We start from the raw sequence: 24,985 nt of genomic DNA, 5'->3' as shown, positions 1-24,985 counted from the left end.
GCTGACAGCACTACATACACAGAGTGAATCAAATATGAACGGCCATTCCTACGAACAGTTATTAAAAAGTAAGCATCGGCTTTCTTTACTCCTTTTTTTATTTTTAAATGCGTCTTCATCTATTTTCAATATGTTATTACCGGCACATAATACGCCGAAATTGACTATCCCTGTGGTAATGATTGCTATCATCAGTATTGTTGGCTTACTTTATATTGCCTTTTTCCCAAAGAATCATGCAATTAAACTGAATTTATTCGCATTCTTTTTTGGCATCTTATGGGCATGGCAAGTCACTTTAAAATATGAATATTTAGGTCGGGATGAAAATAATTTCTTATTAATTAGTCTGTTTACTATTTTCTTTATCAGCACTATTGCGTTATCAGATAATTTTATTGCCTTTTGTCTACACTCTGCACCGGCTGCCATCGCAGTGATTGTGCTCGACGATTTCCAGAATATTTTCCGTATCATATTCACGATTATGCTGCCGTTAATCGGCTTCTGCCTGCATCATCTAATGCTGCGACGCAGTGATGAATTCACCCGAAAACTGGTTGATCATCTTTACGATGAACGAGAAAAATTTAGTGATTTAAGTATGATAGATCCACTAACCGGGTTGTATAACCGCCGTGGGCTGGAAAATAGACTGGGGATGTTACTGGCACAATCACCGGGTAATCATTATGTTTTGCTACTCGATATCGACCATTTCAAGGCCTATAACGATAATTATGGCCACACCATGGGCGATCAAGCGTTGGTTCGCGTTGCAGCAGCCATCCGTGACGCAGTACGCTCCCGCGATATCGTGGTACGTTACGGTGGTGAAGAGTTCTTGGTACTGCTTACCCACGTCAGTGAGGAATATGCTTCTCAATTGGCTGAAAGAGTACGTCAGCGCGTATTAGGCTTTGATATTCCTCATGTATTCAATCATAAAGTATCAACTACCGTGACACTAAGCGCAGGAATATCACCACTACACCCCACTGATTTAGGTGCTTCATTGAAAGCAGCTGATGAAGCGCTTTATCAGGCGAAGAAGAATGGACGAAATAAGGTGGAGTTTGCCAGTGATACCCTTGCCAGTGATACCCTTACCAACGCCGAATCCGTCCATTAACTCATGACATTGAAAGCAATAACCGGTCTACCGAGTCATTCCTTTTTTTGCCCACTCTATATCCTGGCGTAATACTCGGATATTATTTTTCCCCACCACTTTGGTATAAAAATATTTATTTCCTTGAGCTGGCGAACAGGGCAATATATTAATCATGAACTGAGTTATTCCGCTGCACTTCTCTATTTTTGATAAATTTCTCTATTTTGGATAAATAGTCAAAATCGCTTGGTATCAAGCACATAGCCGAACGAAATTTTAGCCCTGTTTGATGACATCTGAACTTGCCAGCGTGTCGAAAGACTCAGCATGCTGCTCGTCGAAACTCCGCTGGGAAAATTTACTGGCGACATCCTGGTACCAAAACCTTCCTGCTCGATAATCTGTCATTTATTTCGCCAAAACTGATCCACATTAGGCTAAAGCCGCATTTGCCTGCAACTTCACAGCAATATGCGCAATAATCGGCGTTAATAGCATTCCTCTTCACCCTTGTGAGGTAAATATATTTTGGCGTCAAAATCGTCCCTAGCCGTTGCTGAAGTCTTTCCTGTTTCCAAACTATTAACTATCACGCCAGCATTGCAAGATTCCTGGCAACGCTGTCATAAACTGATGCAGCCCGCCATTTGGCGGACGCCTCACCGGGCGGTGGGTACAACGTTCAAATCCATTTGTCAGCGTAAAAACGATCTTTTGGTCTTGGGACAGGCGGCGCTGGAAGATGCTTATGAGTATATGGAATCCCGTGAATGTAGCCTGCTGATTCTGGACGAAAGCGGCTGTACGCTATGGCAATGCGGTCATGCAAAAACGCTTAACCAATTGACACAATTAGGCTTTGCCGAAGGCAGCTATTGGGCCGAAGGACTGATTGGAACCAATGCGCCAGCATTGGCTATTGCCGAAGGTAACCCTACGCAGGTCAGCGGGTTGCAACATTTCAAACAGGCACTACATCCGTGGCATTTCTGTGCAACGCCGGTATATGACAACAGTGGGCGGCAACGAGCCGTCATTGTGCTGGGCTGCCTGTTAACGGAAAAAGCCGCCAGTGATTTACCGCTGACATTGGCCATTGCACGGGAAATAGGTAACTCTCTGCATACCGATAGTTTGCTGGCTGAAACCAACCGCCATTTGAATGAGTTGAATGCCCTACTGGATGGCATGGAAGATGGCGTACTTGCCTGGGATCAGCGGGGCTGTTTACAATATCTCAATCGGCGCGCCGCCACGATTTTACGATTGGATGAAGCGAATAGTCTGGGAAAACCGGTCAGCCAATTATTAACCTTACCTGCCCTGCTCACCCACGCGATTCATCAACGTAGTCCACTTAGCCATGTGGAAGTGACGTTTGAGAGCCAACAGCATTTTATTCCGGCATTGTTAACGCTGAAACCGATCCCCGACGGTGACCGCTGCGGTTTCATCGCCTTGCTGCATCCGCAGGAGCTACTGCGCAAAATGGTACACAATCAGTTAGGACGTGCCAGCCACACCTTCGATGAGATGCCAATGGGTTCGCTGGAGATACGCCGTTTAGTCCGTTACGGCAAACAAGCAGCCAAAGGGCAACATCCTATTTTGCTGCACGGCGAGGAAGGCGTCGGCAAACAGCGGCTCGGGCAAGCTATTCACAATGCCAGCGAGCGAGCCAATGGCCCTTATATTGCATTAAATTGTCAGGCTTTATCGCAAAGTGTCATGGCACAAGAATTTCTCGGCAGTGATGCCAGCGAAGGCGAAGCTGGGCAGCCGAGTAAATTCGAACTGGCCAATGGTGGAACCCTGTATTTGGAGCAGGTGGAGTATCTGTCGCCGGAGATGCAATCCGCCCTGTTGCAGATCGTCAAAACCGGCATGTTAATGCGGGTAAATTCCAATCGGGTGATTCCCGTAGATGTACGTATTATCGCTGCTACCGGCGCAGATTTGCCGCTATTGGTAAAACAAGGGCGCTTTCGCCGCCAACTATTCTATACCCTGCAATCCTTTGAACTGCATATTCCACCACTGCGCCAGCGCCAGCAGGATATCCCCTTATTGGTACAACATAGCCTGAACGGTCTGGGGCAACATTTTCACTGCCAGTACCAGACCGATGAAGATGTCACCCGCCAGTTAAACCAATACCCGTGGCCAGGTAACGATCAAGAACTGAAAAGTGTCGTTGAACGTGCCGCCATGTCATGCCGCCATAACCGAATTCGCTTAAACGATCTGCCGGAACATTTGCTCGGGGAAAGATTATTACTGGAGCCGGATGCTCCGCAGCCACAGCCGGTTTTATCCCTATTAGAACTGGAGCGGCAGGCGATTATCCGCGCGGCGTTGGTATGCCAGGGACAACTTCACGAAATGGCGATATTGCTGGGTATTGGGCGCACCACCTTATGGCGGAAGATCAAACGGTATCGGCTGGATATTAGCCAGTTTAAAGGTGGAGAGGTAGTTTAGGATGCGATAAAAAGGAGCCAGATAAGGCTCCCTATCGAGATAGCGTCAGATTGACTACACTTTGATACGCAGCACACCACTGACGGTATCCAACTCACCCAGCATGCCATTATGAGTCACATCCAAACATCCGCTGACACCCACCGCCATCGGAATAGCCAGAGCACGAGATAAAATGGCGCTGTGGGACAACATGCTGCCATGACTTAAACAGATTCCTTTCACATCATGGCGATTCAAGCTGGCTAATGCCGATGGCATCAGTTCTTTAGCCAGCAATAACACGCCACCTTCAATCTGAAGAGATGCCACAGGTAAACCGGTTAAATATCCCAGTACGCGATTAAGAATGTCACGGATATCCAGCTCCCTGACTCGCAGATATTCATCATCCAATGCCAGATAATCCGCAGCTATGGCCATTAATTCACTTTGCAAAGCGGACTCCGCACACACTCGTTCACTGGCAATGCGTTGTTCCACGGCCTGCTGGAGCTCTTCGTCACCAATCAGCAAAGCATGAGCGCTAAAGATGGCGCCCAGTTCATCCCCAACCGTTGCGGCAACCTGCGCTGCCAATCCCTCTAAATCCGCCACTGTCCGCAGTAATGCTTGTTGCAAACGTTGCTGCTCGGTCAGTACCTGATCGAGACTAATGGTTCGTGGAATAAAGGCCGTCATGGCTGGCAGCCCGTGCATTATCGGGCCACGCACGGTTCCGGTCGGCACCATGACACCAGCCAGTTCACGCTTATCTTCCTCTGCAACCGACTCACCGAAATGTTGCTGGGCAAGTTGGCTAAAGGCCGCCAATACCTGTTCAGCCTGGATCCCACTGGCCAGCAAACGAATCGTATCGCCTTTACGTACCTGCAAAATAGCCAGTTGATTCAAGCTACGAGGATTAACGCACTGGCCATTTTTCTCCAGCAATAACTCCGCATCAAAGGGAGCTAACGTCTCGACCAGTTTGGCCGCCGGACGGACATGAAGACCATTGGGATTCTGCACCAGCCAACTGACGCTTTTGGCATCCATACCCAGCGCTGGCGTGCTGCCCGTGGTTTCCTGCTCCGTCTCTTCGCCCAGTTGGTTGATCTTCGCCGCCAATGCACCCATGGCTTCGGCGCGAACCTGTTGCAACGATGCCCCCGCTGATGCTGCCACTACCGCAGCCAGCGTTCCTTCTACCAGCGGTGCAGCGCACAACGACACATGGGTCGCCATCTCTGGATCCAGTAACTCCAACGCGGTTTCAGCACTTAATACCGCACTACCCAAATCCATTAATACCAATACGCCAGTTGGATCATAAACCGATTCAATAGCACTCATCACTTTAATGGCATCAGTGCCGATGGGATGATCCACATCGTCCACCCCGGCGGCGAGAGCCAATTGGCACCCGCCCTGCGCCATTTGCTGCGCCAGCTCGGCAACACCCTGAGCCAGTAACGCACTGTGGGAAACTACCACGATATTGACCATCTTTCCTCCTGGAATCTGATTCTGCACGACGCTGGTCACCGCAGTCCGATCACGATGCAATTAATGGCTGGCCACCTGTAATAGTGCCTGCATCATTAACATTGCCGAAGTTGCTCCGGGATCTTGATGGCCAATACTGCGTTCACCAAGATAGCTGGCGCGACCTTTGCGTGCCTGCATGGTAATGGTGCTGGCTAGCGCCTGCTGCGAACGTTCGAACGTTTGCTGTAACGCATCCACCACCGATAACTCCTGTCGATTGGCTTGTTCAAGCTGATCCACTACCGCCCACCAAACATCGCACATGGTTTTATCGCCGGGTTCAGCCTTACCGCGCATCACCACACCTTCCACACCGTCTTTAAACATCAGGCACAAGGCGGGTAGATCGAGAGTTTGTTTGGCATTGGTGCTTTGCGCCGCACGGATAAAGAAAGTCCCAAATAATGGGCCGCTGGCCCCACCAACACTGGACAACAGTGTCATGCCGGTATTTTTCAGGATGAAACCAATATCTTTGTCCGCCACTGAAGGTAACTTCTCCAGCACCTTGTTAAAACCACGGTTCATGTTCAGACCGTGGTCTCCGTCACCAATCTCGGTATCCAGTTGGGTAAGAAAATCCCGTTGCTGGGTAAAAACCTCAGCGCAGAGTTGCAGCCAATTGACGATATCTTGTTTGGTTAATCCCATTGTTTTCTCCGACATTTAGCAACCCCAACGCAGCGCCGGGGTATTGACTGGTGCATCCCACAGTTCCAGTAATTCGTCATCCACTTTCAGGACGGTGATCGACATACCCTGCATATCCAGTGAGGTGCAGTAAGAGCCAATCAGTTTACGTTCAATTTTCAGGCCGAATTTCTCGCAAAGCCCGGCTAAACGGTGCCAGACACCATAAAGCTCGGAGAGCGGTGTCGCCCCCAGATTATTTACCAGCACCACCACTCGATCGCCAGCGGCCAGGGGTTGTTTACTCTGGCGGGTTTCCTGCCAGTCGCCCAATTGACGATCCCAATGGCGCAGCGTGCGTTGGTATTTTCCGTGGTCGAGCAGCGTTTGGAACATAGCATCAACAGTCGTATCCAGTGAAACAAACGGACGGCGTTCAATACCTGGCTCACCGTGAATACCCACGCCGAATTCCATTTCATTTTCTGCCAGAATAAAGGACGGTTTACCCGCCGCCGGTACCGTACAAGCCCCCAATGCAATCCCAATGGAATGACCCTGATTATTGATTTTTTGACCCAGCGCCACGCATTCATCCAGTGAATCACCACGTTCGGTGGCTGCGCCCAGTAATTTTTCAATCAGTACGGTATTGGCAACCCCGCGGCGACCTGCGGTATACAGGCTGTCTTTGACGGCCACATCATCATCAATGACCAACGTGGCAACGGCAGTGCCTTCGCTGTGAAGCAACTCGGCGGCAGTTTCAAAGTTGAGGATGTCACCGGTGTAGTTTTTAATCAGCATCAACACGCCTTCGCCGCCGTCGATAGCCTGTCCGCATTCGAACATTTGATCCGGCGTCGGTGAGGTGAAAATTTCACCGGGGCAGGCACCGTCCAGCATCCCTACGCCAATAAAGCCGCAGTGCATGGGTTCATGGCCGCTGCCACCACCAGACATCAACGCCACCTTGCCTTTAATCGGCGCATCCTGGCGGGTGACAAATAGTGGTTCCTGATGCAAGTTCAGCTCTGGATGAGCATCCACTAAACCTTGAATCTGTTCCTGTAAAACACTTTCAACGCTATTAATGAGTTTTTTCATGCTGCACTCCGTACAGAGGCTGGGTTATAAAGGGTGGCATCCACAACCGGGTGACCGACTGGCAACCCGGTTCGTATCACAAAAAATCAGCTTAGTTGAGGAAAGCCCGTCCCAGACTATCAGCCACCAGAATCGCTGCGTACACACTGTCTGCCGTAACGGCAAATGGCATATTGTGGATGGTTTCGCCTTCGGCAACGCTGGCTTCGGCAACGGCACGGATTTTCTTCTCAATATCTTGGTGAACGCCCATTTCCCCCAGCGTAATCGGTAAACCCAACTGCTGGCAGAAATCAAGAACCGTATTGATTTGCTCCATGCTGCTATTTTGCAGCACTAATTGAGCCAAAGTCCCGAAGGCCACTTTTTCGCCGTGATATAAATGATGACACTCTTCCAGCACGGTGAAACCATTATGGATCGCGTGAGCGGCGGCCAGACCGCTACTTTCGAAACCAATGCCGCTCAGATAAGTATTAGCTTCAATGATACGTTCCACCGCTTCAGTCACCACACCCGCTTCCACGGCCAGTTTGGCTTTGTAGCCTTCTTCTAGCAGCGTTTCATAACACAAGCGCGCCAGCGTTACCGCCGCCAAGGTTGATGCGCCGCCAGCCATGCTGATCGCTTTGGCATCAAAACAAGCTTGGGCTTCAAAATAGGTAGAAAGCGCGTCACCCATACCGGACACCAACAAACGCACCGGTGCTTTGGCAATAATGGCGCTGTCCATCAGCACGATATCCGGGTTTTTCGGGTAAATCAGATACTCGGCAAATTCCCCTTCTTCGGTATAAATCACCGACAGTGCACTGGTCGGCGCATCCGTTGAGGCAATCGTTGGTACCACAACCACTGGAATATGTTGGTAATGGGCAATGGCTTTTGCCGTATCCAGCGTTTTACCACCGCCGATACCGATCACACCGTTACAGCTGTGTTTTTTCAGCTCTACGGTCAGACGCTCAATTTCATGACGTGAACATTCACCGTGGAACTGGCTGAAATGGTGCTTGATATCGCTGGTCTGTAAACTGCTACCAACGGTATCCGCAGTCAACTTCATGACAAAGTCATCAGCAATGACGAAATAATTATTTGCCAATAGCTTAGCGAACTTACCAATAGACTGGAGTGCGTTAGCGCCTTGTATATATTTAGACGGAGATTGAATGACTTTAAGCATATCTGACTCCTGAAGTGTAAATGTATTTTAAAAGGTGACGTCTCGGATTCGCCGATGGCAGGAGACGGTTTGACTTTGGCTAAAACCACTATAAGGCGAGAAAAACAACTTAGTTATCAATGAATGAAATGTTTCAATATGGAACATAGAAAAGAAAATAGCGTTTCGTTATGAAACAATAGGAAGCACTAACTGAGGCAAGAAGAGAGCTGGCGCACAAGCTGGAAAGTTGCGCAACTGCGGAAAAATGCTTTTTAACGGGTGTTTTTCTAATACGCGAAAAAAAACCGCCCAACTAAAGTGACTGGACGGTTTTTCAGTAAAAAAGATAAATTATTCGTTAACTGGCTGTGGTTTAGGTTCTGGATTCATACAACTGTAAATCACTGGCAACACCAGTAAAGTCAGTACCGTAGCGAAGCCCAGACCGAACATAATGACCACCGCCATGCTCTGGAAGAAGGCATCACTCAACAGCGGTGCCAACCCCAAAACCGTTGTAAAGGCGGTGAGCATGATCGGCCGTAAACGGGCCGTGGAGGCTTCGATAATCGCCTCTCGCAGCGGTTTTTCCTGCCGCTGTAAGCTGATCTCTTCTACCAACACGATACCATTACGGATCAACATACCGCTGAGGCTTAACAGACCCAACAACGCCATGAAACCAAACGGAATTCCCGTCAACAGGAAACCAACGGTCACGCCAATTAGTGCCAGCGGTACTGTCAGCCAAATCGCCAAAGCGTTACGAACCGAGCTGAACATCAGCACCGTCACCACAAACATGATAATGAAAGCAACCGGCAAACTGGTGAAGATTCCCTGCTGTGCTTCTTTGGTACTTTCATAATCGCCGCCCCACTCCAATTGATAACCTTGCGGCAGTTTGATCGCTTCGATACTCGGTTTGATCCGCTGCAACAGTTCGGCTGAAGTTTCGCCACCCAGGGATGTCGGATCGGTTTGCACCGTCAGCGTGCGCTTACGATCCAGTCGCATAATCAGCGGATCTTCCCATTCGGTTTCGAAACTGGTGACTACATTATCAATCGGAATGAATGCCTGACGAGCCTGGCTCCATACCATCACATCATTCAATCTTTCAGCATTCAGTCGCTCAGCGTCTGGCGTACGTAGCACTATCGGCATTAGACGCGTCCCATCACGATACAGACCGACAGGTAAACCACCGAAACTCATGCGCAAGGTGTTGTCCACTTCGCGCTTATCCACACCCAGTTCGCGACCCAGATAGTCCGAGAACTGTGGACGAATCATTTTGCTGCGATCCTGCCAATCGTGACGTGCGCCATCGGCCAAAGGATCGGCCACAATCAATTTTTCGGCCTCGTTCGCCAGAGAACGTAATACATCAGGATCTGGTCCGTTAAAGCGCGCTTCTATCGAACTGTTATTCGATGGCCCAAACATAATACGTTTCAGCCGCACATTGACCTGCGGATACTCATCCTGAATAAACTGTTCGATTTCGTCGATCAATCCGGGGATACGATCCAGTCGATCGGTGCGTACCATAATTTGCGCATAGTTGGCATATTGGCGCTCGGCATTGTAGGTCAGCATAAAGCGCATTGCGCCCTGGCCAATAGTGCCGACAGTATCGGTAACGCCTTTCTGCTGTTTAATATGCTTTTCGATTTCTGCCGTGACGCTTTCGGTATAACCAATATCGGTACCGTAAGGCAGCCAGACATCAACAAAGAAAATCGGTGTATTCGATGCAGGGAAGAAACTCTGGCGTACGCCACTAAAGCCATAGATTGACGCCACCAACAGCCCGCTCAATATGACCAATGTTATGCTGCGGTGCTGTAACAGTTGGTTCAGCACCCGCCGATAGTTGCGGAACAGCCAACCGTCATACGGTTGTTTAACCGGCTGATTTTCATCCACGGGAGGAATTTTCTGATTCTGAAATGCCCACTTTGCAAACACTGGCGTTAACGTCAGTGCCGTGAACCAACTCAGCATCAGTGAAATCATCAGTACTTCAAATAGTGAACGACAATATTCACCAGTAGCATCATTGGATAGACCGATTGGCGCAAAGGCCAGAATCGCAATAATGGTTGCCCCTAACAGCGGTAGCATTGAACGTTTCACTACATTGCTGATAGCCGAGAGGATATTTTCTCCGCGCTGACGCCCTACCAGTACACCTTCAACCACGACAATGGCGTTATCCACCAACATACTGAGAGCAATGATCAACGCACCCAAAGAGATACGCTGTAGCTCAATATTAAACAGCCACATGATCAGTAATGTTCCCAGCACGTTCAATGCCAGAGAAATCGCGATCACAATGCCGCTGCGCGCGCCCATAAAGATCAACAAAGTGACAATGACGATCAACAGGGCCAGCAGGAAATTAAGGATAAAACCGTTTACCGCCCCTTCCACTTCATGGGATTGATCGTAGAAAATACTGATGTGCATGCCCGATGGTCGGTCAGGCTCAAGCTGTGCCAGACGAGCCTTGACGGCTTCACCGACCGTAACCACATTGACATTGGGTGCAAAAGAAATCCCCACGCCTAAAGCGGGTTGGCCATTAGAACGGTAAATATTGGTTGGAGAATGGGAAACACCTTGCCTTACCGTGGCGATATCACGCAGATAAACGCTTTTCGGGCTGCCCGGCTCGCTAATCAATAAGTTGCCTAACTCCTGCACATTATTAAATTCACCGGTCGGATGCAGGCGGATCGACTCGCTGCCAACCAAAAGTTGCCCTGAGTTGGAAACCACATTTTGGCGACTCAGCAAATCCGCCAGATGCTGCGGGATAATACCGGCGGCGGTCATTTGCGCCCGTGAAATATCAACCTGGATCTCTTCCGGTAAAATACCGGCGATACCCACTTTGCCAACGCCGTTAACCAGCACCAGCTCACGTCGTAACTGCTCGGCAAAATTACGCAAATCCTGGTTGGTATAACCCTCTCCTGATAGGGAGAAGAAGAAACCATACACATCGCCAAAATCATCATTCACCAGCGGAGTTCCCGCTCCCGGCGGCAAACGGGCACTGTTATCGCTGATTTTTCTCCGTAATTCATCCCAAATTTGCGGTAACTCGTTCGGCCCATATTGCGAACCGACGTTAATGGTAATTTGCGATAAACCAGCACTGGAAATCGACCTTACATCATCAACATATGACAATTCCTGAATGGCATTTTCCAGCGGAAGAGTCACTTCCTCTTCCACCTGTTGTGCCGATGCCCCTTCATAACGGGTCACGACTACGGCAGTTTTAATGGTAAACGCCGGATCTTCCAAGCGACCAATATTGAGATAGGCGATCAACCCGCCGATTCCCAACAACAGAATCGTTAGCCAGATTCGCGTATTATTGTTGATGAAATTATCCGTTAGCTTCATTACAGACCCCGCTCACGGACCCACGCCCGCACCAGTTGCTGTGGACGAAGTTCACTGGTACCAGCAGCAACAATCTGTTCGCCATCGGCCAGCCCGGAAGTGATCAGAATGCCATTCGCCGTCAGTTGCCCCACCTGCACTTTGCGTTCTTCAACGTGAAGTTGGCCCTTATCCTCTTTGACTACCCAGACCCGTGCATCATTCAACTGGCTGCTATCAGGGTTAAATACTGCTTCAACGGGCACGATAATGGACGGATGCGCTGAACCGGTCAGTTTATTGGTATTGATACGCACACTGCCACTGATACCAGACAATAGCGGTAAATCGGGAGGACGCTTCATGGTCAGCGTCACCTGGAACGTCATAGAACCGGCGCTGGTACTGGTGGTGTGTTCTTTATACTGGGCAACGAATTCGCGGTCTGGCAAGTGATTTAAGCGAACCATCGGGTGATAATCCTTGTTGCCGATATCCAGCGCAGTAAACAAACGTTCCGGTACGCTGAACACCACATCCAGTGAGTCCAACGCACTCAAAGTAGCCACCACTTGCCCCGGAGCCATCACCTGATGGTTCCGCACCGCAACGTTGGCGATGACGCCATCAAAAGGCGCGGTAATGGTTCCATCGCTCAATTCTTTTCTGGCGATATCCAGTGCCGCCTGAGCTGATTCAAGTTCAGCTCGACGAATATCCAACTCAGCACGGGAAATGGCATTTCGGCCCTGTAACGTGTTAAAACGATTGAATTGATCGCGGGCAAGATTAAAGGTCGATTGACGATCACGCACTCTCAACGTCAGATCGGTGGTATTCAACATCGCAATGTTTTGACCCTTTTTAACCCGCTCGCCTTCACGCACTAACAGTTGTTGTAGCTGCCCAGAGCGTTTAAACGACAGTTGAGTTTCATCACCGGCCTGCAAGCGGGCAGGGAAATAACGCACGCCATTTTGGCCGCTGTCTTCAACCGTAAATATTTTTACCGGACGCACGCTTTCAACAACTTCTGGCGTTGGCTTATCACAAGCAGTAAGCAGCAAAGTTATCAGCAGGGTAACTACAGTTTTTATCTTCACTATAATATCTCATCAAATCAAGTGGTTGAGTTGTAATTGCGCAACAACGGTTGAAACGCACCAGCAAAGAATCAGCTTAAAAAGTGAAAATATGATGACATGGCCATCAAAGCTACGGTGCTATGGGCTACCCATACTGCCAGCGTAACACCATCAAATTGACATTCTGCCTAACTTAATGGTTACCGCACATCACCGACGGTATTTTTATCATTTTTTTCATCATCTTGTGTACCAACCTGTTCATCTACGTCAGAAAAATGCCGCCCGTCAACATACCCAGAAAGTAAACCAATACGATCAGTAACGAAACAGGCAGAGTTACCTTAGTAAAGAGTAGCGAAAGCTTCACCACTTCGCTGTTTTGAAAAGCAAAAAGAGTCATTAATGTGACAATGACTAGAAATACTGCCGTATAAACGTATTTTACCGCGCAGTCCTTTTCTAAAATATTGTCAACCGAGGGATGACTAATACATCTCATACAGTAAGAATTTCTATGGCGCTTGGGGGAAAATACTGGGGGGATGGCGCGGTTCACGCCGACAAAGACGTATTACTGACGTAAGTGACGAGCGGCCGGTTTTTAGCGGACTTTGTCATTAACCTCAGCCGCTCGTTGTTAAACGAGCGGCATCGCTCTTGAGCACCGGTTTTTTGCCGAACAAACCGGACAAGACTTTAGTTTGTCACCTGATTGCTGACCGGCTTCGCTGATATTGAATATCCGGCAATAACCGCAGCAAGAATGACAAACAACATCCCTTCAGAATAATCCAAAAGAAATGAGTTAAAGAAATTACAGGCCATATAGCTGCACAGCAAAGCCAACAGCAGGTTGCGTAATTTTGGCTCTTGCAGCCAAGCTGTACGCAGGCAACAAACAAGCCAAGCAAGGAAAATCACTAAACCAACGACACCTGACTGGATAGTTTCCAGTAAATATTGATTATGTGGATTGTTAATATGGTAACCCGTCTCAGGGTTAGAATAAGAAAAACCGCCAGAACCATTACCCAAAATCGGAGCCTGCTTGATCAACCGCACAGCTTCAATGACAAAAGCCGAACGCAGTCCCATAGAAGAATCACACGCCTGATAAATATCACCGGAGGTGGGTAAAACGCAGGCCTGAATCTCGTTCACCCCCTGCATAATACGATCAGTGGCCCGATTGGGAATCAATGCAATTGCGCAAAAAGCGATAACCGCCAAGATAATCAAGCCCAGACGTTCTCGATTGCCTAGAGAGAAAAAGAGTAACGTCCCTAACCCTACGATTAGTGCCACATAGCCGGTGCGCCCCAGCACCAAAAACAATACGCTATAACAGGCTGCAGCAACTAAGATGCCGTATCCAATACGCTTCCAGCCAGTACTTTGAAATGCCAACATTAACCACAGTACCGCGGATAATGCCATAAAGAAGTTTTGGGTAATCTGCAATTTGAAAACGTATGGATTGCCGGGATCAATGGTACCCAGTGGAATATGTAAAACCCCTACCAGCAACGAAGCCATAAGAATGACCGCATTAGCGGCCAAAAATCCAATCACGAACCATTTGAGCAACCGAGGCTGCTGCAAGAAGAATAATGCCAAAGGCAATATATAAAGCAGCTTCTTCATTTTGCTGACCATCTCAGAACCATAATCATTATGGTGAGACAACAAAGAGGCTGCTAGTAATAGGAACATCACCACTGGCAAATAAATAATCGGGTTAGTCACCAATGCTTTAATTTGTAGCCTATCCCGCTGAATAATCAGACAGATAACAATCAAAACCAGCGAAATATTCACCAACGCGGTGGCTGTTGGCAGAGCAATCCCCAATAGAAAAGCGGCTAATCCCGCCAATAAGTGACTAAGACGATTAGTAACCAGAGTATCTGGGCTGGTCGATGTTGTGATCATAGAACTCTCAGTTATGATGATTAAAGGGACTACGAATTTCCCAATCTTTGATTCCTTCACCGGATAACCAGAAATCAACCGATCGCTGTACTTCGATGACAGGAATAGAATCCAGGTAGCGTTCCGATGTATTGGTATCAATCTGTCTAGGCTCAGGAATCTGTGCGTAACTCCCGGCCCACAATAATGAATGAGGGGATTTCCAAGGATGCCATTGCTTCAGATTACTGGGACCGAAGAGTACGACTGACGGTGTTTGCAATGCTGCCGCCATATGCATGGCCACGGAATCAACGCCAATAAATAATTTTGCCTGATCAATTAATGCCGCCAGCTCCGTCAAATTTAGCGTACCGGCAAGATTGACTATCCTTTCTGGCTGAGAACATTGGGAAAGAATCTCCGCTATATAGTCTAATTCAGCGCGATCTTTACCGCCGGTTATAATAACGCTCTCCCCTTTTTCAGTCAGATAGTTAATCAATTGGCTGCAATAAATACTCGACCAGGTTTTGAATTTCCAACGGGCGGAAGGCTGAATCAACACATAGCTGTCAATATTATGTTGTTGGCAGATCTCTTTGGTTCGTTGCGCATCCTTTTCACCATAAGCCATGGTGACATCCACACTTATTTCAGAAAGCTGAAGAGGTTCCAGAATCGCCAGATTATTCAGCACAGTATGCTGTTCTTCCGCCTGAAAAATAGTCACTAACAGAGAATGACAATAACGCCATAGCCTATTCTGTCGCTTCGGATAACTCAGGCCAATGCTTAATTTAGGTTGTAGTAAACGACAATATACGCCAGCTCGCCATTGATCGGACAGATTAAGAATGACATCGTATCGCTGCTGTTTAAGTGTGTTAAATAACGCTTTTTCTCCCATAAATTGCGCTTTCAAACCGGCATGCTTGAGTTGACGATCCACAGTATAAACATGGTTTATTGCATCATTAGCGGCCAATATCGCTTCTGTACCACTATAAAGTAGTATATCAATCAATGCGTTGGGGTAATTCGCACGTAACGTATTCAGCACCGGTGTAGTCAATAACACATCGCCGAAGTGGCGTAATTTTATAATCAGGATACGTTGAACATTATCTTTATTGCGCAAAATTTCGGGAATAATTGCAGCAGATAATGGTTCTAAACGTTGCCCATTGTGGGGTTGGGTCTTATTTGACGTATTCATCATTAGGATGCGCCATTTTAGGCAACAAAAGATAAGGGCAATTATGCTATATCAGCAATTTACTGTATGGCAATCATTTTTGAGTATCAATATGTCAGAAATCATCGTCAAAACAAATCAACGCAATGTTTAATCTGCCCGATGGTGCCCCATCTCGATTCACCTCACTGATATCGGCCTACTATAACAGACTCTCCGAGCTGATTTTTCCATTAATGTTGCCAGGAAAATTAATAGCTAACCGCCGCTTTGGCTATATCATACGAGCAATCATGAAATAGGAGCTTATATGTATACCACTCGTTTATTACTGGTTTTGGCCTTATCTGGCACTATAGCCACAGGCAGCGCTCAGGCCAACAGTTTGTTCGATTCAGTAAAAAATGTGGCAGATGAGTACAGTAAATCCGAGGGTAGTTCACCTTCGTTATCATCGCTGACAGGATTACTCAATGGTGGTGATACGGCTCTCAGCGCAGGAACCATAACCAATGCAGCAGGTATTTTACAATACTGCGTCAAAAATAATGTGCTGTCAGCCAAGGGGACAACTGCGATTAAAGATCAATTGATCAGTAAGCTGGGCATTTCCAGTACTGAAAATGCGAAAAGCCAAGATTATCAGGATGGACTGGGGGGTTTACTCAAAACAAGTGAAGGAAAAAGCCTCAATCTGAACGATCTTGGTACCTCACAGATAACTGAAAAGATAAAAACCAAAGCCTGTGATTTAGTGTTAAAACAGGGTCAAACCTTTTTATTCAAATAGCCTAAAAAGATCAAAATTTTATAGTGCATAAAATAAAAAAACAGCGCCGAAAACGGCGCTGAAAATAAATGACACACTGAGGGTCGTGACGATAAGCTACGATAGCTAAGAACCGCCTGATTTCACTCCAGCAAGTACACCGACTCAACTGAATTCCTCTCAGACAGAAAGAGGCCAATGTTTAAAATAAATATGGCTCGCCTGATGATCGACAATCTGTGGATTATCCATTAACAAATGACGCGCAACAGTAAAGGAAAATTCAAAGCTGACACCCAACCCTTTGGCAGTAATAAATTTGCCATCTACCACCACATCCTGATCCAGATAAACACCATCAGAAAATTTATCGGCCAGTTTATCACCAGTACTGTAAGTCCGTCCTGCCAGTAGCTGATGTGCAGCCAGCACTTTGGCTCCGGATGAACACAACGCACAAATATATTTGTCTTCAGCGATGTGACGTTTTAAAAACGCAATCACCTGCGGATTGAAGCTCAGACTGTCTGTCCCTTTAGGACCACCCGGCATCATCACCGCATCATACAAATGATCCTGACAGGCCGTTAATGTCGAGTCAGCCCGGATCGGCGTTGCAAAATATGAATTCAGCTCAACCGTATCTTCACAAGCAAGAATATCCACTTGAATCTCTAAACGGCGCATAATATCTATAAAAATAACCGCTTCTGCTTCTTCAAAACCATGAGCCAGCAATACAGCAACACGTTTCGTCATTATTTCTCATCCTCACCCGACGTTTACAATTTGCCAGCACTACCACAAACATGAATTTTGTCTTGGATCACTTTTTTCATCGCGGCTTTGGCTGGTTCCATATAATGACGTGGATCGTTGGCACCGGGATTTTTGACAAAATAGGTTTTCAGCGCATCGGAAAACGCAATTTTCAGCTCAGTCGCCACATTCACTTTACTGATGCCTAATTCGATACAACGACGCACATCTTCATCAGGAATGCCCGAAGCACCATGCAATACCAGAGGAATATCGGTATTACGACGAATGATGGCTAAACGATCAAAGTCGAGATGGGGAGTCGTTTTATACATTCCATGAGCGGTTCCAATGGCAATCGCCAGCGAGTCAATGCCAGTAGCCTGCACAAAGCGCGCCGCAGAATCAGGATCGGTATACAGCGCATCTTTAGCATCCACATTCAGATCATCTTCTTGTCCACCCAGACGTCCCAGTTCAGCTTCAACCGTACAATCCCAACGGTGGCAATACTCAACAACCTGACGTGTCAGCGCGATATTCTGTTCAAAATTGAAGTGAGAACCGTCGACCATGGTGGATTTGACCCCCGCAGCCACTTTCTGACAAATGTCATCATAAGATTCATGATGATCCAGATGCAGAGCAAACGGCATACGGTAATGACGTGCCGCTTCCTGACAAATCTGCACCAGATACTCTGTTCCAGCGTAGGAGAACGTCCCCGGAGTGCCCGCCAGAATCATCGGAGAACCCATTTCAGCGGCAGTTTCAACCACAACCTGAATGGTTTCCAGATTATGGATATTGAATGCAGGGATAGCATAACCGCCAACCTGAGCCTGATATAACATTTCGCGTGAAGAAACCAAAAACATGACTGAACCTCCAGTGATTTCATTTCCTTTCATTTAATCATATAAAAAAGATTATAAAAACAAAAAGAAATCAAATAAAAGACAAGTATCTCATATCGAAAACAAACGTAGCTAAAAAAAGGAGGTCATCTTAGAACTGTAGCTGGTTACACCTTTGCGCAATAAATTGTTTTTAGGCCGTTCTGCGCGCCCGATAAGTCTCTCTTTTAAGCGTGCAGGCCAGGAGGAAGAAGAAAGGCGGCGAGTTAATGGTGTCTGTTGCTGGGTATAATCACTGCGAAAAGTGGCCACTACTTCTTTCGTTTCGAAAGTTCCAATCACAAACAAATCAATAGGCTCAATACTGAAACTGAAATCCTGAGTTTCGATCGGTAACTGACGACTTTCATTTGTCCACAGGCCAATATCATCTGCGCAATACCATGCAATATTCAGGGCGCGCAGTGACCAAAAACTACTGGCTGGTCCGCTGTAGTTATCGACCAAGCGCTCATCATCAGCAAATAATCCCTGTGTCGGCGCACCAAAACGCATTGCGCCATTGCCGATAAAATAACGCAGAGTACTTTCCAGTGCGCGCTTCGCTTCTCCGATATGCAGGTTATCTCTTGAATGGCTGGCAGCAGCCAGCAATGGTGCTGAAACAGCCAGACGATAACAGGCACTACGACCAAAAAAAGGAATGCCTTGCGGTGTGATTAAATAACGGTAAGTCGAGACAAACTCCGCCATGCAGGAACGAATAAACTGTCGATCATATTCAGGATCGATCTGATCAAGCCAATACAATGAATAGTGAAATCCCCAAGCATTGTAATAGTCGTAATTACCGCGCGCTCCATCACGAAACCAGCCACCACCTACCTGAAATTCTTTGATACGTTGATATTTTTCAGCGCTGACATCACCGAACCCATTCAATGCCCGCATCACAAACTGCACCGTTAGCGGAAACAAATGCCAGTTATTATCGACAGTCTGCACGGTACTGACTTGGTTAAACCAGCGGCTGATCTGCTGCTGCTGAGCGGGGGTAAAATGATCCCAAACCGATTGCCGGCAAAGCCATAACGCCAGAGCCAGATCCGCACTTTCACAAATACGCTGATCGTAATCATGCAATACGCCCCAATAGCCACGGTGAGCGGGATCGGTTCCGGCTAAAAATGCCTGTTTTAAAATCGCTGCAATATCCAGCGTTCCCCCTTTGAGATCCGCCATACGTCCCTTTCCAGCGGGTTGATTCCGCAACCAGGCAGCCAGAATCGGTAATACTCGGCTAACCCCTTCTAAAGCATCAATACGTGCATTTTGCTGGCTGGGACGCCCCGGATAATAGGCATGGGTATGATCCCAAACCGCATAGTGTTCGAAAGCTTCAGCCACATAGCGCACCAGATAATCACACAGATGTTGCAACGAGATCTGAGGATCCTGGAACAAACCCTGCAAACGCATATCGTGGATGCCATAGGGTCGCTTTTTATGCCATTGTCGAATCATATGTTGCTTAAACAGTTGGTAATACATCGCTGCGTCTGGATGTTCGTAGGGAATAATCGGACGGGGTTTAGCACTGATTTCCACACTCATGATCAACGTACCTGAAAGTCAGAATAAGAAAAAAGAAAGAATCAGAAAAGAATAAGAAGAGGGTCATAAAAGTCGTCAGAGGTCAGCAGTAAGCCCCCCGATCTCTGACGTTGTTCACCTGCGATGCCTTCGCTTTTCAACGACTTTTTTTAAAAAGCGAATAACTAAAGACTCAGCTTTTCGCAGATTCTTCCAGAATATGGAAACGATCTTGTCCCCAGGCAACAGGCTTGGGCTTATCTTTTATCCACTGATAGAAAGCGGCTTTCATCGCTTTTACCCGTTCAGGATATTGCGCCGCCAGATCTTCAGACTCCATCGGATCTTGTTGGTCATTAAACAATTTTGGCGTATTGGTACCATCATCGTAAAAATAGAGTGCCCAGTGTTGATCGCGGATCGCCCAAGAGGCTTTTGACAGTTTTTCTAAATTTGGATTTTTAGGAGCTGACTTATTATCGTACGTAATCCATTTCCAGTAACCGTGCCAGAATGGCTGATTTTCCTCACTATAATGTTTCGCTCCTGGCCCTGCCCAGTACATATATTGATGAGGTGAGGTCTGCGTTTTTCCGGCAAGCACCGGTAGAATATCTTTCCCATCAAGGTTCATTTCATTTGGAATAGTAATACCCGCTGCCTGTAGTGCGGTCGGTAAAATATCCAATGCGCTCACCAACACATCACTCTGCGAGCCAGCAGGAATTTGTTTTGGCCAATACGCCACAAATGGAATATGCACCCCACCGTTATACATCTGACCTTTATACCCACGATCCATGCCATTCATTGGCATTGGCGATTCATGTACTGCACCGTTATCGGAAATAAAGAAAATCAGCGTATTATCCAGCTCACCTTTTTCTTTCAAGTGTTGCACTATTTTGCCAATCCCTTCATCGGCCGCATTGATCGCCGCAAAATATTTATCAGCTTCCAAGTTTCCAGTATTAAACCGATCCATATATTTAGCCGGAGACGCTTGCTCTAACGGAATATGTGGCACGCTGTATGCCAGACTGACAAAGAAAGGTTTTTTTCCTGCCTGATCAATAAATTTCAGGGTTTCATCGGTGAGATGATGTGTCAGATAGCCAGGAGCGGAAATATTCTGGCTGTTGCGCCAAATTGCCGGAGAATTCCACAATGCCGCTCCAGAAGCATAATAACTGTAAGAGTAATCAAAACCGCGTTTCTCTGGCTCATAACCCGGCTCACTGATGGAGATCATGTTGTCATGATAATCACGGCTTTTCACATCATCAGAAACGAAATTCTTTTTATCAATACGTGAGTTATGCCATTTACCAATATTGGCTGTGGCGTAGCCATTTTCTTGAAACAGTTCCGGCAGCAATTTAATGTCCAGCGGAACCCCGTTGATGGCATCATCATTACTGTAAGTACCAAAATCAGCAGGATAGCGGCCAGTATAAATCCCCGCCCGTGAAGGGCCACATACGGGATGCGCCACAAACGCATTGGTCATTTTGACCCCGTTTTTTGCTAGCTGTGCCACATGGGGCATCGCCCGTTGCGCCGCATCGATCATCTTGTCCAGATCCCCCTGATAACGTACAGATACCGGGCGCTGGCTTAAGCGTTTTTTATCCAGACTATTTAGCGTGAAATCAAACTGACCGGTGCCTAGATCGTCCATGATCACCAGCAACACATTGGGTTTTTCGCCATTTTCCACCGCTGACACTCCGGGTGTCGCAGTGAGATACACGGCGGCGATCATGCCAGCTAACAGGGTTCTTTTTCCTGCAAATAACTTCATTGTTATGCGATCCTCGGTAGTTATTTAGATTGTGCCAGTAACGGCATAATGTCCGCCGCGACTCCACCACCTTGAATAATCTGGCTCATTGCCTGCATGACCGGAGCCGTGTGATAGAAGAAGTGTTTATAGGATGTGCACAGATAATTGTGCTTATGCTTTTCTCCCGCCAGCGGAATGATGCGATGCTTTGGACAACCACCATGACACAAGGCTTTAACTGAGCATTGCTGGCACGTTTGCGTCAGCGTCTTCTGTTTAGCGTTGCCAAAGCTCTGCTGCTGGCGTGAAGTAGCCAGTTTTACCAAAGGTGTCTCGGTAATATTACCCAGCCGATTCGCCGAATAGACATAGTGGTCACAGCTGTAAATATCACCGTTCGCTTCAATAATCAGCGCCTGACCGCAAGTGGCAGATTGCACACAGGTTGATGCCAGATATCCCATCCAGGTACCCAGCAAACTGTCAAACTCACGCACATAGATAGAGCCGACATCCTCTGTTACCCACGCATCAAACACGGCATTCATAAAATGCCCGTAGCCCTCAGCAGGGACACTAAAAGGAGCCAATGTGGCATCAGCAGGCGGTGAATAATGACCATTTTCGTGCGTCATACAGCGCGCATCGACTTCCACGATCGGGATAAACTGTAAAAAAGTAGAACCTAATGCCTTGAGCGCCTGATAAGTTTCCCGCCCTTTATCCCAATTTTGATCATTCACTACCGTTAGCGTGTTGAAATCCACGTTGTATTCAGATAGCAAATTAATGGCTTTTTTTATGCGCTCAAACGTTGGCTGGCCGTTAACAGTAATACGGTATTTATCATGGATCTCAGCAATACCATCGACAGACACGCCGATCAGAAAACGATGCTCAGCAAAAAACTCCGCCCACTGACGGTTAATCGCAATAGCATTGGTTTGAAAACTGTTAGTCACCGTTTTTCCCTCAGCATATTGCTGCTGATACGCTACGGCTTTACGATAAAAATCCAGTCCAGCCAACGTAGGCTCCCCCCCCTGCCAAGCAAAATCGACCGTATCGCCAGCATGAGAGTGCAAATAATCACGAATATAACGACGCAGCATGCTGTCGCTCATCGACTGATTCGGGCTTTTCTGCGCACTCAGCAACGTTTCTTTTTCAAGATAAAAGCAATATTCACAACGCAGATTGCAACGATAACTGGTCGGTTTGGCCATCATGTGGAAATAGGCTGGTTGAGTCTGTGGCACCGTCATTAAAAATACGTTCCGGTAAAATGAAACAATACCGACTAATTTACGCAAATAAAACGACCACTAAAAGGCGTTAAATCACAAATATGAAAGTTAATGAAAATAAATAAGCAACAAAACGGAAGTTTGGTGCCGTAGATAAAAAAATGCATCGTTAGATGCACCAGACTGCTGACAAACCTCGAGCCTGCGATCTCTGATGGGGGGAATAGCGGGAGAAGAATCCGCGCCAGAGATGGCGCGGAACGAGCCGACAAGGACGTATTCACGGCGTCTTGACGATCTGCCGGTTTTCACCGCGGCGAGTACTTTGTCATTAGCCTCATGCACTATATCGGAATGCATGAAGCACAAAGCGGCATAGGTATCAGATACCAGCGAGAAAAGTATTACTTCAAATGCATCACTTCTGTCGCCGCCAGTAAATAAGCCCCGGCACCGTAATCAATATTATGCTCAAACTTCACATCACGCGGATTGAACGCTGGCAGTTGAACCCAGCCAATCATCCCGTTATCGTGAATACAGCCTTGCAGTGCATCCCAGGCTTTCTCAACAACCGGCAGATAAATATCTTCTGCCAGAATTCCCTGATTCACGCCCCAACAGAGTCCGTAACAAAACAAGGCGGTGGCACTGCTTTCAGGGGCGGGAAAACGCTGTGGATCAAGTAGGCTAGTGCGCCATAAGCCATCGGCTTGCTGATACCTCGTCACTTTGTCCGCCAAATCCATAAACAGATCAAGGTAACGCTGACGGCCCGCATAATCCTCTGACATCCGTGCCAGCAAACGCGGGATAGCAGCGAGTACCCAGCCAATACCTCGACTCCAGAACACTTTCTCACCGTTTTCTTCGCGCAATTCACCGCCGTTACCATCAGGTATATAGCGATGATCACGATAGAACAGGCCACTGTCTGGATCGCGTAAATGCTCAACCGCATCCCAGAAGGCGTGTTCCATATAGGCCAGATAACGGGGATCGCCAGTTCGTTCACTTAATGCGGCAAACGTTGCCGGAGCCATAAATAAAGCATCGCACCACCACCAATCTTCACGTCCAGCTTTGGGTTCATCCAACATGGCGGACACCGCTTTAATCGTCGGCTCTAGGGCTTCTGGTATGGCAATCACCGGCCAGACATCCAGATACGCCTGACAACAGATCAAATCATCCGCAAAGCGTAAATTAGGACCCGGACGGAAGCCGGTATGCAGCGTGTAATTCATCACGCCATCCAAATATTCCTGATCATCGGTTGCCAGCCAAGCCGCTGCCACACAAGACCAGAATACGCCACGCTCCCAGTCGGTATCTTTGATAAAACGTGTTTTGCCACTACGGCGGATCACTTTCCGCGTCTGATGTGCGGCTTGATAACGATAAACCCGTTTCATCGTTTCACGCGCCTGCTGAGCACGAGTCTGCGGTGTCATATTGCCCATGATGATGCTCCTCTCTCTTATTTAACGCGCCAACCAGCCACCATCAACAGCCAATGTGTAACCTGTGACATAATCGCTGGCAGAAGAGGCCAAGAAAATAACAGGGCCGGCCAGATCATCCGGAGTTCCCCAACGCCCTGCAGGAATACGTTCCAGGATCGCATCATTACGTGCAGCATCAGCCCGCAGCGCCGCGGTGTTATCGGTCGCCATATAACCCGGTGCTATCGCATTCACATTAATGTTGTACTGTGACAACTCATTCGCCAACGCACGGGTTAAGCCCATTACCGCAGATTTACTGGCAGTGTAAGACGGCACACGAATCCCGCCCTGGAATGACAACATCGAGGCGATATTAATAATCTTGCCGCCTTTACCTTGTTTTACCAATTCTCTGGCAACAGCTTGAGATAAGAAAAACACACTCTTTTGGTTAATATTGATCACGTCATCCCAGTCTTTGTTACTGAACTCCAATAGATCCTGACGACGAATAATGCCCGCATTGTTGACCAGAATATCAATATGCCCCATCACTTCGACAGCCTCGTTGACGATGCTATCGATATTATCCTGCTTCATCAGATCAGCCGTGATGTAATGGAATTTACGCCCCAGCGCTTCAACTTGAGCCTGAGTTTCCGCTGCCCCAACCACCCCTACACCGACAATATCAGCACCGGCGTTTGCCAGACCGATCGCCATACCCTGACCCAATCCGGTATTACACCCGGTGATAATGGCTACTTTTCCTTTCAAATCAAATAATTGCATTTAACTTCTTCCTATATTTAGGGTGCATGATGCCCACCGCCCATCACAACAGCAGCATCATGCTTAATCCCGATCAATGTCAGGTCGTGTATCGGTGACTTA

Annotated in this window: 19 protein-coding genes; 3 read left to right on the top strand and 16 right to left on the bottom strand. The window is 47.5% G+C overall.

Features of this window, described 5'->3' with window-relative positions:
- The first annotated feature begins 34 nt into the window (after positions 1-34).
- Both DJ39_RS05520 and dhaR read left to right on the top strand, forming a co-directional pair.
- Positions 35-1,132 (top strand): GGDEF domain-containing protein, encoded by a 1,098-nt coding sequence (locus DJ39_RS05520; protein ID WP_004722902.1) that lies wholly within the window; start codon positions 35-37, stop codon positions 1,130-1,132.
- Positions 1,133-1,702: 570 nt separating this feature from the next.
- The gene (gene dhaR / locus DJ39_RS05515) at positions 1,703-3,595 is read left to right on the top strand and encodes a dihydroxyacetone kinase operon transcriptional regulator DhaR (RefSeq protein WP_038245388.1); all 1,893 of its coding nucleotides are present in this window, start codon (positions 1,703-1,705) and stop codon (positions 3,593-3,595) included.
- Between the two features lie 54 nt (positions 3,596-3,649).
- On the opposite strand, the gene dhaM is transcribed toward dhaR, so the two are convergent.
- The 9 genes from dhaM to rfaQ all read right to left on the bottom strand — a co-directional run bounded on the left by dhaM (position 3,650) and on the right by rfaQ (position 15,656).
- Positions 3,650-5,083 carry a dihydroxyacetone kinase phosphoryl donor subunit DhaM gene (dhaM, locus tag DJ39_RS05510; RefSeq protein WP_038245360.1) on the bottom strand — a complete coding sequence of 478 codons (1,434 nt, stop codon included), beginning with the start codon at positions 5,081-5,083 and terminating at the stop codon, positions 3,650-3,652.
- Positions 5,084-5,143: 60 nt separating this feature from the next.
- A complete protein-coding gene (gene dhaL, locus DJ39_RS05505) occupies positions 5,144-5,776 on the bottom strand; it encodes a dihydroxyacetone kinase subunit DhaL (protein ID WP_038245358.1) in 633 nt (210 codons plus the stop codon).
- 15 nt (positions 5,777-5,791) lie between these two features.
- The gene (gene dhaK, locus DJ39_RS05500; protein ID WP_004722909.1) at positions 5,792-6,862 is read right to left on the bottom strand and encodes a dihydroxyacetone kinase subunit DhaK; all 1,071 of its coding nucleotides are present in this window, start codon (positions 6,860-6,862) and stop codon (positions 5,792-5,794) included.
- 91 nt (positions 6,863-6,953) lie between these two features.
- Positions 6,954-8,048: a glycerol dehydrogenase gene (locus tag DJ39_RS05495; protein ID WP_004722911.1), complete on the bottom strand. Its 1,095-nt coding sequence runs from the start codon at positions 8,046-8,048 to the stop codon at positions 6,954-6,956.
- Positions 8,049-8,381: 333 nt separating this feature from the next.
- Positions 8,382-11,456 carry an efflux RND transporter permease subunit gene (locus DJ39_RS05490; protein ID WP_004722914.1) on the bottom strand — a complete coding sequence of 1,025 codons (3,075 nt, stop codon included), beginning with the start codon at positions 11,454-11,456 and terminating at the stop codon, positions 8,382-8,384.
- Positions 11,456-12,538: an efflux RND transporter periplasmic adaptor subunit gene (locus DJ39_RS05485; protein ID WP_038245354.1), complete on the bottom strand. Its 1,083-nt coding sequence runs from the start codon at positions 12,536-12,538 to the stop codon at positions 11,456-11,458. The genes DJ39_RS05490 and DJ39_RS05485 overlap by 1 nt, the downstream gene beginning before the upstream one ends.
- Positions 12,539-12,785: 247 nt before the next feature.
- Positions 12,786-13,022, bottom strand: coding sequence for a lipopolysaccharide assembly protein LapA domain-containing protein (locus DJ39_RS18360; RefSeq protein ID WP_042527269.1), 237 nt, complete (start codon positions 13,020-13,022; stop codon positions 12,786-12,788).
- A 197-nt stretch (positions 13,023-13,219) separates the two neighbouring features.
- Positions 13,220-14,455, bottom strand: a complete 1,236-nt coding sequence (locus DJ39_RS05475; protein ID WP_004722918.1) for an O-antigen ligase family protein — start codon at positions 14,453-14,455, stop codon at positions 13,220-13,222.
- Between the two features lie 7 nt (positions 14,456-14,462).
- Entirely contained in the window at positions 14,463-15,656 is a 1,194-nt protein-coding gene (rfaQ, locus tag DJ39_RS05470) for a putative lipopolysaccharide heptosyltransferase III (RefSeq protein ID WP_004722919.1), read from the bottom strand.
- A 286-nt stretch (positions 15,657-15,942) separates the two neighbouring features.
- On the opposite strand from rfaQ, the gene DJ39_RS05465 reads away from it, so the two are divergent.
- Complete coding sequence (locus tag DJ39_RS05465; protein WP_004722921.1) at positions 15,943-16,422, top strand: YjjA family protein; 480 nt, start codon at positions 15,943-15,945, stop codon at positions 16,420-16,422.
- Positions 16,423-16,581: 159 nt separating this feature from the next.
- Here DJ39_RS05465 and DJ39_RS05460 read toward each other — a convergent pair whose 3' ends face one another.
- The 7 genes from DJ39_RS05460 to kduD all read right to left on the bottom strand — a co-directional run bounded on the left by DJ39_RS05460 (position 16,582) and on the right by kduD (position 24,883).
- Entirely contained in the window at positions 16,582-17,160 is a 579-nt protein-coding gene (locus tag DJ39_RS05460; RefSeq protein WP_004722923.1) for a DJ-1/PfpI family protein, read from the bottom strand.
- Between the two features lie 23 nt (positions 17,161-17,183).
- The gene (locus DJ39_RS05455) at positions 17,184-18,038 is read right to left on the bottom strand and encodes a tagatose bisphosphate family class II aldolase (RefSeq protein WP_038245349.1); all 855 of its coding nucleotides are present in this window, start codon (positions 18,036-18,038) and stop codon (positions 17,184-17,186) included.
- A 111-nt stretch (positions 18,039-18,149) separates the two neighbouring features.
- The gene (locus tag DJ39_RS05450) at positions 18,150-19,631 is read right to left on the bottom strand and encodes a DUF2264 domain-containing protein (RefSeq protein WP_004722929.1); all 1,482 of its coding nucleotides are present in this window, start codon (positions 19,629-19,631) and stop codon (positions 18,150-18,152) included.
- A 172-nt stretch (positions 19,632-19,803) separates the two neighbouring features.
- On the bottom strand, positions 19,804-21,414 hold the full coding sequence (locus DJ39_RS05445; protein WP_004722932.1) for a sulfatase family protein: 1,611 nt from the start codon (positions 21,412-21,414) through the stop codon (positions 19,804-19,806).
- A gap of 20 nt (positions 21,415-21,434) precedes the next feature.
- The gene (locus DJ39_RS05440; RefSeq protein ID WP_038251211.1) at positions 21,435-22,661 is read right to left on the bottom strand and encodes an anaerobic sulfatase maturase; all 1,227 of its coding nucleotides are present in this window, start codon (positions 22,659-22,661) and stop codon (positions 21,435-21,437) included.
- A gap of 386 nt (positions 22,662-23,047) precedes the next feature.
- Complete coding sequence (locus tag DJ39_RS05435; protein WP_004722834.1) at positions 23,048-24,106, bottom strand: glycoside hydrolase family 88/105 protein; 1,059 nt, start codon at positions 24,104-24,106, stop codon at positions 23,048-23,050.
- A gap of 21 nt (positions 24,107-24,127) precedes the next feature.
- The gene (gene kduD, locus DJ39_RS05430; RefSeq protein WP_004722833.1) at positions 24,128-24,883 is read right to left on the bottom strand and encodes a 2-dehydro-3-deoxy-D-gluconate 5-dehydrogenase KduD; all 756 of its coding nucleotides are present in this window, start codon (positions 24,881-24,883) and stop codon (positions 24,128-24,130) included.
- Positions 24,884-24,985 lie beyond the last annotated feature (102 nt).

Source organism: Yersinia ruckeri ATCC 29473, assembly GCF_000754815.1.
Taxonomy (GTDB): domain Bacteria; phylum Pseudomonadota; class Gammaproteobacteria; order Enterobacterales; family Enterobacteriaceae; genus Yersinia; species Yersinia ruckeri.
This window is presented reverse-complemented; position numbering and strand designations above follow the sequence as displayed.